The sequence below is a fragment of the Hymenobacter baengnokdamensis genome (genome assembly GCF_008728635.1).
Lineage (GTDB): Bacteria > Bacteroidota > Bacteroidia > Cytophagales > Hymenobacteraceae > Hymenobacter > Hymenobacter baengnokdamensis.
This window is the reverse complement of the sequence record NZ_CP044285.1, coordinates 4,348,835-4,361,884: the sequence shown is the minus strand read 5'-3', so window position 1 is coordinate 4,361,884 and position 13,050 is coordinate 4,348,835. Positions and strand designations below refer to the sequence as shown.

Here is a 13,050-nt window from a genome sequence, read left to right as displayed (position 1 = left end):
TGCCCCCCGCTTGCTGTAAGTGTGTTCCCAACCTTTATCCCACCAAAAAGGCCACTCGCATGCGAGTGGCCTTTTTGGTGGGATAGGAGCGGCCCGAAAGCGCTGGCTGAAATCCAGGATTACAGCTTGCGCTTGATTTCCTGCTCTTCGAAGCCTTCGATGTTGTCGCCTTCCTGCAAGTCGTGGAAGTTTTTGACTGAGATGCCGCATTCGTAACCCTGGCGTACTTCCGAAACATCGTCCTTGAAGCGCTTGAGGTCCTGAATCTCTCCCGTGTACTGTACGATACCATTGCGCACCACCCGCACGCGGGTTTTGCGGGTAAACGTGCCGTCCGTAACCATGCAGCCGGCAATGACGCCGACTTTGGTGATGTTGAATACCTGCCGCACTTCGGCGTTGGCCACCACCATCTCCTGCACGGTAGGCGCCAGCATGCCTTCCATCGCGTCCTTCACCTCATTGATGGCGTTGTAGATGATGGAATACAGGCGTACGTCAATCTGCTCCTGCTCGGCCAGGCGCCGCGCACTTTGCGAGGGCCGCACCTGGAAGCCGATAATGATGGCATCGGAGGCCGAGGCCAGCAGCACGTCGCTTTCGGAGATGGCACCTACGCCTTTGCTCAGGATGTTCACCTTCACTTCGGGCGTGCTCAGCTTGAGCAGCGAGTCGGATAGGGCTTCTACCGAGCCATCCACATCGCCTTTTACCAGGATATTGAGCTCCTTAAACGAGCCGATAGCCAGGCGGCGACCAATCTCGTCCAGCGTGATGTGCTTTTTGGTACGAATGCTCTGCTCGCGGGCCAGCTGCTGGCGCTGGGTAGCCAGCTCGCGGGCTTCGCGCTCCGTTTCCATCACCTGAATGCGGTCGCCGGCCTGCGGTGCGCCGGTTAGGCCAAGCACCTGTACCGGCGTGGCCGGGCCGGCTACTTTCTTCTTCTTGCCGCGGTAGTCGGTCATCGCTTTGACGCGGCCGTAGTGCGGGCCCGCCAGTACGATGTCGCCCACGTTGAGCGTGCCGGTTTGCACCAGCACGGTGGTGACGTAGCCCCGGCCTTTGTCGAGCTCGGCTTCAATAACCGTTCCTACCGCGTTGCGGTCGGGGTTGGCCTTGAGGTCGAGCAACTCGGCTTCGAGCAATATTTTTTCCAGCAGGTCGTCCACGCCGATACCCGACTTGGCCGATACTTCCTGGCTCTGGTATTTGCCACCCCACTCTTCCACCAGAATATTCATCTGCGAAAGCTCTTCGCGGATTTTCTCCGAGTTAGCAGCGGGCTTATCAATCTTGTTGATGGCAATGATAATCGGTACCCCTGCTGCCTGCGCGTGGTTGATGGCCTCCTTGGTCTGGGGCATCACCGAGTCGTCGGCCGCGATAACGATAATCGCGATGTCAGTGACCTTGGCGCCACGGGCCCGCATGGCGGTAAAGGCCTCGTGACCCGGCGTATCGAGGAAGGTAATCGGGTTGCCCGACTTGGTGCGTACCTCATAGGCCCCAATGTGCTGCGTAATGCCGCCGGCTTCGCCTTTGGCCACGCTTGCTTCTCGAATATAGTCCAGAAGCGATGTTTTGCCGTGGTCGACGTGGCCCATGATAGTCACGATGGGGGCACGGGGCTGCAAATCCTCGGGCGCATCGGTCATGTCGATGGGCTCCTCGTCCTCTTCGGCCGACAGGAACTCGACGTCGTAGCCAAACTCGTCGGCAATCACCGTAATGGCTTCGGCATCGAGGCGCTGGTTGATGGAGACGAACATCCCCATACCCAGGCACACTTTGATAACCTCGTTCACGTTCACGTCCATCAACGACGCAAGGTCGTTGGCGGAGATGAATTCGGTGAGCTTCAGGGTTTTAGCATCAAGCTCATTCTGCGCCCGCAGGGCTTCGCGCTCTTCGGCGGCCATGCCTCGCTTGTCGCGACGATACTTGGCGCGGTTAGCGGCGGCGTTGTTTTTGCCACCGCTCAGCTTCGCCAGCGTAGCCTTGATTTGCTCCTGAATCTGCTTGTCGTTCTGCTCAGGCGTAAGCGCGGGCTGCGGGGTGCTGGGGCGATTGTTGCCCTGGCCGGGCCCACCGGGGCGATTGCCACCCTGGCCCGGTCCGCCAGGCCGGTTGCCCTGGCCGGGCCCACCGGGGCGATTGCCACCCTGACCGGGGCCGCCGGGCCGGTTGCCCTGGTAGCCACCACTTTGCTGCCCGGCGCCCGCGGTGTTGCCGCCTGGCTGGCCAGGGGCCGGCAGGCGCTGGCGCTTTTTCTGGTTGTTGGTACCCACGCCACTCTTGCGGACGTCGGACGAAGCCACGGGCCGGGGGCCACGGCCGCCCGGTCCGCGCCGGCTCGAATCGAGCGGGAGCTGAATCTTGCCAAGTACCGTCAGGCCTTTGAGCTGGTCGGCCTTGGCTACAATAGTGCCTTCTTCGCCAGCGGGCGCATCGGGGGTAGCTGGTGCTTCTGGCGCAGGTGCCGGAGCTGCTGCAACGGGTGCCGGTGCGCTGGCAGCAGCAACAGCCGGTGCTGGCGCAGCGGCGGCCACCGGTGCGGGGGTTGGTGCCGGAGCAGCGGCAACCGGCGCCGCTACCGGAGTAGGAGCAGGTTGTGGGGCTGGCGCAGGCTTTACCTCGGCAACCGGAGCTGGTGCGGCAGCCGGGGTCGGAGCCGGAACGGGAGCCGGAGGGCGGACCGGGATAACCCGGCCTTTCTTGTCCAGCTCAATCTTCCCCATTACTTTGAGGCCGGGTGTTTTAGGAGCCTCGGGCGCTACCGGTGCGGGTTGTGCCGGGGTTGCTACTGGTACCGGTGCTGCTACTACGGGGGCGGGTGATGGGGCCGGAGCAGCTGCCGGTACCGGCGATACGGGGGCTGCCACGGCCACAGGGGCGGCAACAGGAGCCGCTACCGGCGCGGGCTTGGGTACCGGCGGGGCTACCGGCGCGGGCTTGGGCACAACGGCCTGGGCCTGCGCGTTCAGCTCGCTTTGACGACGGGCCTGCGTGTGGCGCTGGGCTTCCTGCTTATCCTGGGCGGAAGCTGCAAATTCTTTTTCCAGTAGCCCTACCTGCTCACTGGTGAGCTTGGTAGTAGGCTTATTCTCTACCGCAATCCCTTTGCGGGAAAGGGCCTCGACGGCCCGGTCGATGCCAATATTCAGGTCTTTGGCCGCCTGTAGTAGCCGTTTCGGGGTTGCTTCCGCCATTCTAATATGTCGCGAACGATTACGTTCAGGGTGCAAAGGTAAAGATTAAATCTGGCCAGCAGGCTATAAGTCAAGCCTACTGGCTTGATTTAATATACTACCCGCTGGCGGTCGGCCCCGGCCCTCATTGGGCGGCCGGGGCGCTTTCGGTGTCAGTGTCTGGTGCGGCGGCTGCTTCTGCGCTGGAAGCCGGCGCTACAACAACGTCGTCGGTCGGCAGATTGTCATCATCGGCAAATTCCTGCCGGATGACGCGGTACAGGTCGTCCACAGTTTCTTCTTCCAGCTCGGTGCGGCGTACGATATCGTCTTTCTTCACGGCGAGCACTGCCCGGCCGGTGTCGAGGCCGATTTTCTTGAGCTCAGCAATAATCCAGGGCTCAATCTCGTCGCTGAACTCGTCGAGGGAGATATCCTCTTCGTAGTCAGTGGCTTCGCGGAAAACGTCGATTTCCATACCCACCAGCCGCGAGGCCAGCTTGATGTTGGCCCCGCCCCGGCCAATGGCCAGGCTTACCTGGTCGGGCTTCATAAACACCGAAACCCGGCCGGTTTGTTCACTGATTTTCATCGAGCCAACCTTGGCCGGCGACAAGGCCCGCGAGATGAACAGCTCCAGGTTGTCGGTATAGTTGATAATGTCGATATTCTCGTTCATCAGCTCGCGCACTACCGGGTGAATGCGGGAGCCTTTCATGCCCACGCAGGCACCTACCGGGTCGATGCGCTCGTCGTAGCTCTCCACGGCTACCTTGGCGCGCTCGCCGGGCTCGCGCACCACGTTCTTGATGCTGATGAGGCCATCGTAAATCTCGGGCACTTCCTGCTCGAACAAGCGCTCCAGGAAGGCCGGCGCGGCGCGGCTCAGAATCACTTTCGGCGAGCCGTTTACGACGTCGACGCGGTGCACCACGGCGCGCACGGTGTCGCCCTTGCGGTAGCGGTCCTTGGGGATTTGCTCGCTCTTGGGCAGCACCAGCTCGTTCTCATCCTTATCCAGAATGAGCGCTTCGCGGCTCCATACCTGATATACTTCGCCGGTGATAATCTCGCCCACCAGGTCTTTGTATTTCTGGTAAAGATTGTCGCGCTCCATATCCTTGACGCGCTGGATGAGCGTCTGGCGGGCCAGCAGCACGGCCCGGCGGCCAAAGTCCTCAATCTTAATCGGCTCAGCTACCGACTCGCCAATCTCGAAGTCGGGCTCAATCTTCTGGGCCTCGGCCAGCGGAATCTTGTCCAAATCCCAGATATCCTCCGAGTCGTCGTCCACGATTTCGCGGTTGCGCCAGATTTCGAGGTCCCCGTTGTCGGGGTTAATGATAACGTCGAAGTTGGAGTCGTCCTCAAACTTCTTGCGAATCATCGTCCGGAACACGTCGTCGAGAATCGACATCATCGTGGGCCGGTCGATGTTGCGGCTTTTGGCGAACTCCTGGAAGTTCTCGATGAGCATCCGGGCATTTAGGTCGGCCTGGGCGGAGGCTACTTCCTGGGGGCTGGGAGTGGTTTTTTTAGCCATAAGAGTGAATGGTTTCCGGCTGGTAGGGTAGCGTCTCCGGCGCGTAGCGCGCTCGGCGGGCAAACCCCTTACTCAGTCTTATTTGAAAGAGATAACAACGGTAGCCTCCTGAATGTCCCCGAAAGGAATAAAGACGGCGGGCAACGTGGTTTTCTTGGTTTTGACTTTAATAACTTCTTCCAGTTCAATACCTTCGGGCGTAACGGCGGTGAGCGGGCCGGTTTTGGTGGTGCCGTCCTGCATTTTCAGGGCCAGGCTACGGCCCACGTGGCGCGTATACTGACGCGGGTCGGTGAGGGGCTGGTCGGCGCCCGGCGAGGTCACTTCGAGTGAGTAAGCTGCGTCTTCTCCGTAAGCCTCTTCGAGGCCCCGGTTGAGGCGGCGCGTTACCTGGGCGCACTCCTGGATGCCGAGGCCGTTGGGGCCGTCGAGGGTCGCGGTGATTTTAGGCATCACCGAGTCCGACACGGTGAGGTCAACCACATATAAGCCGCTGTCGCCGAGGGCGTCGGCGAGCAATTGCTGAATGCGGTGGCGGTCAAATTGAGCCATGACAGGCGGGGGCTAGGGCAAAAAAAGAGGGGACTGCGCGTCCCCTCTTTTCAGATTGAATACCAATTTCTGGGGCAAAGATACGCAATTTTTCGAGGTTACTGCAATCGCCCGTCATGCGGAGCCTGCGAAGCATGACGGGCGATTTTAATACCCCACCGCCGCATCGTCGCCGCGCGGGTCGGCGCCGCCTTCGAGGCGGCCATCGGGCAGCACCCGGATGATGTCGAGCCGGCCCCATGCCGGGCGGGGCTGGGGGTTAAAGCCTTTTTCCTGCAATACTTTCTCGGCGGCGGGCGTGAGGGCGCCGGCTTCCACGTCGAGCTGGTCGGGCAGCCACTGGTGGTGCAGGCGCGGGGCCGCCACCGCCTGCTCGGCATCGGCCCCGTAGTCGACTACGGCTAAAATGCTTTGCAGCACGCTGGTAATAATGGTGCTGCCGCCCGGCGTGCCCGTAACCAGCGCCAGCTTGCCATTCTTGACCAGGATGGCAGGCGTCATGCTGCTGAGCATGCGCTTGCCGGGCGCAATAGCATTGGCCACGCCCCCCACGAGGCCGTAGGCGTTGGGCACGCCGGCCTTGGCGCTGAAGTCATCCATCTCATTATTAAGTAGAAAGCCCGCGCCGGCCACTACTACTTTGCTGCCGTAGGCGCCGTTGAGGGTAGTGGTGCAGCTCACGGCGTTTCCCTGGGCATCGACGATGCTGTAGTGGGTGGTCTGGTCGCTTTCGTAGCGCGGCAGGCCGGGGCCGGCCGCAACCTGGGCGCTGGGCGTGGCCTGGCCATCGGGGCGGATGGTGCTGGCGCGCTGCTTAATATAGTTTTTTGCTAATAGTTGCGCCACGGGCACCTTGCCAAAATCGGGGTCGCCGAGGTAGGTGGCGCGGTCGGCATAGGCGCGGCGCTCGGCCTCCGTAATGAGCGCTACCGCAGCCGGCGTGTGATAGCCGAGCCGGCCCAGATTATGCGGCTCCAGCGTTTGCAGAATTTGCAGCAGCGCCACGCCGCCGCTGCTGGGCGGCGGCATCGTAAGCACGTCGTAGCCCCGGTAGGTGCCGCGCAGCGCGGCGCGCCACTTGGGCTGGTAGGTATCCAGGTCTTTTTGCGTAAGCAAGCCGCCGCCTTTTTTCATTTCCGCCAGCAGCAGCTCGGCGGTGCGGCCCTGGTAAAAGCCCGCGCGCCCCTGGTGCTGAATACGCTCAAGCACCGCGGCCAGCTCGGGCTGCTTTAGGGTATCGCCTTTTTGCCAGGCCGCCGCCCGTACGAAGAGGGGCGGGGAGCCGGGGTTATTCCTGATAAACTCTTCGCGGTTGTGGTTCAGGCCAGCGGCCTCTTTCTGGGTGAGCGCCACGCCCCTGGCAGCCAGGCGCACGGCCGGCGCTACCAGGCTAGCCCAGGGCAGCTTACCGAGCTTTTTATGTAAAGCTTCCATGCCGGCCACGGTGCCGGGCGTGCCCACGGCCAGCACGCCCGCTGTGCTGCGGCCGGGCACCACATTGCCGCTCGCGTCGAGGTACATATCGCGGCTGGCAGCGGCCGGGGCAGTTTCGCGGAAGTCGAGCGTGCCGGCCGGGCCCGCGTGGTCGCGGTATACGATAAAGCCACCGCCGCCCACGTTGCCGGCTACCGGCAGCACCACGGCCAGCGCAAACTGTACGGCTACGGCTGCGTCATACGCGTTGCCGCCCTGCTGCATAACGTCGCGGCCTACCTTAGACGCTACCGGGTGGGCCGACACCACCAGTGCATGGCGAGCCACCACGGGCGCGGCGGCTGGCGGCAGCTGGTCGGCAATAGCTGGCTTAGGGGGGTGGGGAGCGGTGTGCTGGCCCAGCGCTGGCCCGGCCAACGCAGCCAGCAGCAAAGCAGCCGAAGAAAAACGCGAAAACGTATGCATGCTGCAAAGTAGGCATCGCCGCGTCGCAACTGGTCAGCTACCTACCTTTGAAAAGCTAATTTCTCTTGCCTTATGTCTGCCAAAACCCAGGTTCCGGCCGCTGCTTATGTTCCCGTGCTGACACTTACCCAGGAAGACGTCTGGCTGCAGCCCTACGAGCCGGTGCTGCTGGCCCGCCAGCAGCGGCTGGCCGCCCGCCTGGCTGCCATCAAGCAGGCCTATGGCTCGCTCAGCAAGTTTGCCACCGCGCACGAGCAGCTGGGGCTGCACTACGATGCCCGCCGGCGGGGCTACGTGGTGCGGGAGTGGGCCCCCGGCGCCGAGGCAGTGAGCCTGGTCGGCGACTTTAATTTCTGGAACCGGCAGGCCGACCCACTGCAAAAAGACGAAGCCAGCGGCATCTGGGAGGGCTTTATTGCGGACGACGCGAACGGCCGCCGCCCGGCCGCCGGCTCACGCTACAAGCTGCACGTAGTGGCGCACGGCCAGGGTAAAGACCGGCTGCCGGCTTATTTGCGGCGTGCGGTGCAGGACGAGCAGACCAAGGATTATGCTGCCCAGCTCTGGGTGCCCGAAGCGCCGTTTAAGTGGACGGATAAAGCCTTCCGCGTCGCTAACGCCACCAAGGGCCAGCCGCTCATTTACGAGGCGCACCCCGGCATGGCCCAGGAGGAAGGCCGGGTGGGCAGCTACCGCGAGTTTGCCGACTATATATTGCCCCGCATTCAGGCCGAAGGCTACAACTGCGTGCAGCTGATGGCCGTGCTGGAGCATCCGTATTATGGCTCCTTTGGCTACCACGTAGCCAATTTCTTTGCGCCCTCCTCGCGCTTCGGCACGCCCGAAGACTTAAAATATCTGGTAAACGAGGCGCATCGGCGTAATATAGTGGTTTTGCTGGATTTGGTGCATTCGCACGCCGTGAAGAATGAGGCTGAGGGCCTGGCCGATTTCGACGGCTCGGGCAATCTGTATTTTCACAAGGGCGAGCGGGGCAACCACCCCGGCTGGGACTCGAAGCTGTTCGACTACGGCCGGCCCGAAGTGCAGCAGTTTTTGCTTAGCAACCTGCGCTACTGGCTCGAAGAGTTTCACTTCGATGGCTTTCGCTTCGATGGCGTTACGTCGATGCTCTACCACCACCACGGCGAGGGCCACGCTTTTGGGGGCTACGACAGCTATTTTGGCTCCGATGCCGACGACGACGCCATACTTTACCTTATGCTGGCTACCACGCTGGTGCGCGAGCTGAAAAAGTCGGCCCTGCTCATCGCCGAGGACATGAGCGGCCTGCCCGGCCTGTGCCGCCCCATTGCCGACGGCGGGGTGGGCTTCGACTACCGGCTGGGCATGGGGCTGCCCGATTTCTGGATTAAAACCCTTAAGCACAAGCGCGATGAAGACTGGGACCTCGGCGAGCTCTGGCATCAGCTGGTAAACCGCCGCCAAAGCGAAAAAACCGTGGCTTACGCCGAAAGCCACGACCAGGCGCTGGTAGGCGATAAGACGCTGGCCCAGTGGCTCTACGGCGATGCTATTTACCAGCACATGCACGTAGAGGACAGCGACGGTGGCGCGGCGCGGGCCACGGCGCTGCACAAGCTCATCCGGCTCCTTACGCTGAGCGCGGGCGGCGAGGCCTACCTCAACTTTATGGGCAACGAGTTTGGCCACCCCGAATGGATTGACTTCCCCCGCGCCGGCAACGACTGGAGCTACCACTACGCCCGCCGGCAGTGGAGCCTGGCCGACAACCCCGACCTGCGCTACGCCCAGCTCCTGGCCTTTGATAAGGGCATGCTGGCGCTGGCCCGCGAGCGGCAGCTGCTGGTACACGGGCCGGCCCGGCTGCTCAACCTCGACCACGGTAATAGCATCATTGCGTTTGAGCGGGCCGGATTGATATTCGTATTCAGCTTTCAGGTAAGCGAAAGCTTCTTCGATTATGCCGTTCCCGTGTCGGCAGCGGGTTGCTACCACCTGATATTTACTTCCGACAAGCCGGAGTTTGGGGGCTTCGACCGTCTCGACGAGGCGGTGGTGTACGACACGCTGGGCGGGGGCGGCACGGCCGAAGCGCCGCGCCTGCGGCTGTACGTACCCAGCCGCACGGCTCTGGTGCTGAGCCGGGATAGCTAGCCGGGTTTTGGCGTTGCGTACTGTGTCCGGCTTTTGGCCGGCCGTTGGCTTGCCGCAGAGCTCATAGCGGGTTTGGTCTGAGCACTGTGGTAATAAATTATAAAATAGAATATTATAAATATATTATCTTATAAATAAATCCGCCGGCGGGCTTTTGCGGCCATTGGGCGCGATGGTTACGGCCCGAACAGTGAGCTGGCGGTTGAGGGGCACGGCCAATGGCTTGCTATACAGCTCGGTAGTCTCGTCGGGTAGTGTGCCATCCAGGGTATAGCGAATCTGGCTGCCGGGCACCAGCGAGCGGAGCGTAACTACTGCTTTGCCGCCCTGCCTCACCAGGCTGGTGCTGTCCAGGCCCAGCGGCTCGGGCACGCGATAATTGATTTTTTTAGCGTCGAGCCGGGCGAACTGCTGACTCATGCGCGGCAAAAAATCGACGTAGCTTTTACTGGCCGCCGGCGTCCAGGCCACCTCCGCCACGGCCAGCAGCCTCGGAAACAGCATGTACTCGGCTTTTTGGGGCGTCGTGATGTATTCGGTCCACAGGTTGGCCTGAGGCCCCAGAATATGCTTTTGCTGCTCGGGCGTGAGGGTGGGGGACAGGGGGTTGTAGTTATATACTTTGGCCAGCGGCAGGTAGCCGCCAATCATCAGCGGCTCGTTGGGGCTGTGCGGTACCGGGTTCTGGCCGGCGTCGAGGTAGAGGTAGCCGCTCGGCGCCATCACTACGTCGTTGCCATGCCGGGCGGCCTCTATGCCGGCTTTTTCGCCGCGCCAGCTCATGATAGTAGCGCCCGGCGTGATGCCGCCGTCCAGAATCTCATCCCAGCCAATGAGCTTTTTGCCCTTACTCGCCAAAAACGCTTCGATGCGCCGGTTGAACCAGCCCTGCACTTTTTCTACGTCGGCGAGTCCTTCACGCTTCATAAGCTCCTGCACGGCGGCGCTTTCCTGCCAGCGGGTTTTGGGTGCTTCGTCGCCCCCAATGTGCACGTATTTGCCCGGAAATAAAGTGGTTACTTCCGTTAGTACATCTTCAAAAAAATGAATTGTGGGCTCAGTGGGGCATACGATATCCTCGTTCACGCCCCATTTGGTCCAGGTTTCGTAGGGGCCGGGCCTGCACGCCAGCTCGGGGTAGGCAGCCAGTACGGCCACCGAGTGGCCCGGCATCTCGATTTCGGGCACTATGGTGATGTAGCGCCGCGCGGCATAAGCTACCACGTCGCGGATTTCGGCCTGCGTGTAGAAGCCGCCGTAGGGCTGGCCGTCGTACTTAAAATCGGCCGGCGATTTAAATAATTGTTGGGCACCGAGCAGGGTTTCCTTGCGAAAAGCACTGATTTGGGTCAGCTTAGGGTATTTTTTAATCTCGATACGCCAGCCCTGGTCGTCGGTGAGGTGCCAATGAAAAGTATTGAGCTTGTAAGCCGCCAGGAAGTCGATATACTTTTTCACAGACCCCACCGAAAAGAAGTGTCGGCACACATCGAGCATACCGCCCCGCCACCGAAAAGCCGGCTCGTCGGTAATACGTACATAAGGCACGCGCGCAGTGGCCGTTGGCCGGGCTGGCAGCAGCTGAAGAAGGGTTTGGCTGCCGTAAAAAAGCCCCGCGCCGCCCGCCGCCGTTATCCGCACGCCGGCTTTGTCTACTACCAGCTGATAGCCCTCAGGGTGGGCAGTAGGGGCCGTGAGCAGCTTAATCTGCGCCTGCTGGCGGTTGGTGGTCAGCGTCACGATTTTGCCCAGGGGCGCCAGCATTTCTTTCAGCAGCCCTGCCACGTTCAGCTCGTCCTTGCTCACTGCGTAGAGGCTGATTTTTTGAGGCAGCGCGTAGGTGGCGGCGTACGCTTTTACCTGGCGGGGCAGCGGCACCAACCCCAGGCTTTGCGCGGGCACCTCGGCCGGCTGCGCCCGCGCGGGCGCGGCTGCCAATAAGCTTACTGCCAGTAAACCAACAAGCCGGGGGATGAATGAAAAGCTGAAAACCATAAGCTGCTAAGGACGAAAAAAGCGTTCGTAAGTAAGTTGGACAACTAAAAGAATAGCACGTCATGCTTCGCCGGGCGGCGCATGACGTGCTATTTTGAGGTATAATAACCTGCGTAAAAGGCGTGGTTATTTATCCCAGTACACGCGGCCCATCAGGTTGTCGCCGCCCGGCACGGCGGCACTGGCTGCTTTGTAGTTGTCGGGGTTGGTCGTGGTCTCGGAGATGGGGTAGGGGAAGCGGCGCGGAATCTGGCCGTTGGTCGCATTGTTGGGGTACACCACGGGCGTGAGGGTGGGATAGCCACTACGCCGCCAGTTCGACCACGACTCGTAAAAATCGAGCATGGTGTTGGTCAGGGCCCAGTACTGCGAGTTAATCTGTTGTAGCCCCTGGCTCGCGTTGTAAGGGTTAGCGGTGAGGTAGGTACTGATGTCGGCGGCGGCTACGGTCAGGGTGGGGTCGTACTGGCTCAGGTAGCTGCAGGCCGAGGTAACGCCGGCGGCATAGTGCTGCGAGGCGCTGCCCAGTCCCCAGCGCTGAGCTGCCTCAGCCAGCAGCAGCTCCGACTCGCCGTAGGTGAGGATAAACGTGGGGCCGTTGCGCTTTATCATGCCAGGGCTAGGCGACGAGTAATCGGGAAACGAGGTGTAGGTGGGGTCGGTCGAGATATCGAAGCCGGCCCGGCCGCTCAGGTCTTTGCCATTGGGCATGCCTTTCTGCACGGCTGCCGTAGCGATAGCCCCCGGATTCTGGTCTTTGCTTACGTCTTTGAGGTAGAGCTGCGTGACGGCGATTTTCGACAAGCGCGGGTCGTTGGTCGATTTTAGGAAATCAATAAAGGTTTTCGACCATTTCACGTAGTAGTTTTCCTGGCCGCCGTCGCCGAGCAGTACCTGGCTGTTGCGGTTCTGCGTGACTCTGGCCCCCGACACGTCGTGCAGCACAAACGCATTGTCGGCATCGCTCTGCATGGTTTTGCCCTGCACCTGAGTAGCATACTTCTGGGCCGTGGCGGGGTCTACCTTAGTCAGGCGCATGGCAATGCGCAGCAGCAGCGAGTTGCCAAAGCGCTGCCACTGCTGAATATTGCCTTTGTAAAATACATCGCCCGAAGGAATGTCAGCCGTGGGGTCGAGGGCTGCCGTGGCCTCCGACACTTCCTTTAGCAGGTCGGTGTAAATGTCCTGCTGCTTGTCGTATTTGGGGGTGATGACGCCCGTGTAGTAGCCCATGCCGGCCTGCGAGTACGGCACATCGCCGTAGAGGTCCGTAATACGCTCCATAATCAGGGCCCGCATGATGCGACCTACCTGGTGCAGGTTTTTGTACTTGACCTTGCCGTCGGTAGATTGTACTAAGTCGGTAATCGGCTTTACCTGCTCGGCGTAGGCCCCGTCGGTATTAATGCCCCAGTAAGCCGCCGTGTATGACTCGTTGAGCAGATACTTATCGCCCGCCCAGTAGCTGACCACGGTCGAGAGCCCCTGAATCATGGTGGAGCTGTAAATCAGGTTGGCGCGCCAGGTTTCGTAGGCAAAGTCGGCGCTGCCGGTATACCCCAGCTGCGCCGTCGTCAGCAGGTAGTTGGCGTCAAAGTTTGCCTGGCTGTACGTCGAGGGGTTGGTGTTAATATCGTCGAAGCTCTTGGTGCAGCCACTGGCTACTGCCAGGATTGCGGCCGACAGCAGGGTATAGGTGGGGAAAATGCGTTTCATAAGAGAGCTGGTTAAAAA

7 protein-coding genes are annotated in these 13,050 nt (G+C 61.1%); 1 reads left to right on the top strand and 6 read right to left on the bottom strand.

Features of this window, described 5'->3' with window-relative positions:
* Positions 1-119 precede the first annotated feature (119 nt).
* The 4 genes from infB to ggt form a co-directional block, all read right to left on the bottom strand.
* Entirely contained in the window at positions 120-3,209 is a 3,090-nt protein-coding gene (infB, locus tag F6X24_RS18540; protein WP_151089406.1) for a translation initiation factor IF-2, read from the bottom strand.
* A 124-nt stretch (positions 3,210-3,333) separates the two neighbouring features.
* Positions 3,334-4,731 (bottom strand): transcription termination factor NusA, encoded by a 1,398-nt coding sequence (gene nusA / locus F6X24_RS18535; RefSeq protein ID WP_151089405.1) that lies wholly within the window; start codon positions 4,729-4,731, stop codon positions 3,334-3,336.
* 78 nt (positions 4,732-4,809) lie between these two features.
* Positions 4,810-5,283, bottom strand: a complete 474-nt coding sequence (locus F6X24_RS18530) for a ribosome maturation factor RimP (RefSeq protein WP_151089404.1) — start codon at positions 5,281-5,283, stop codon at positions 4,810-4,812.
* Positions 5,284-5,430: 147 nt separating this feature from the next.
* Positions 5,431-7,182, bottom strand: a complete 1,752-nt coding sequence (gene ggt, locus F6X24_RS18525) for a gamma-glutamyltransferase (RefSeq protein ID WP_151089403.1) — start codon at positions 7,180-7,182, stop codon at positions 5,431-5,433.
* 72 nt (positions 7,183-7,254) lie between these two features.
* Here ggt and F6X24_RS18520 point away from each other — a divergent pair, with 72 nt between their 5' ends.
* Positions 7,255-9,321 carry an alpha amylase C-terminal domain-containing protein gene (locus F6X24_RS18520; RefSeq protein WP_151089402.1) on the top strand — a complete coding sequence of 689 codons (2,067 nt, stop codon included), beginning with the start codon at positions 7,255-7,257 and terminating at the stop codon, positions 9,319-9,321.
* Positions 9,322-9,444: 123 nt separating this feature from the next.
* On the opposite strand, the gene F6X24_RS18515 is transcribed toward F6X24_RS18520, so the two are convergent.
* Together F6X24_RS18515 and F6X24_RS18510 are read right to left on the bottom strand one after the other, a co-directional pair.
* Positions 9,445-11,316, bottom strand: coding sequence for a beta-N-acetylhexosaminidase (locus F6X24_RS18515; RefSeq protein ID WP_151089401.1), 1,872 nt, complete (start codon positions 11,314-11,316; stop codon positions 9,445-9,447).
* 126 nt (positions 11,317-11,442) lie between these two features.
* Entirely contained in the window at positions 11,443-13,032 is a 1,590-nt protein-coding gene (locus tag F6X24_RS18510; RefSeq protein WP_151089400.1) for a SusD/RagB family nutrient-binding outer membrane lipoprotein, read from the bottom strand.
* Between the last annotated feature and the right edge of the window lie 18 nt (positions 13,033-13,050).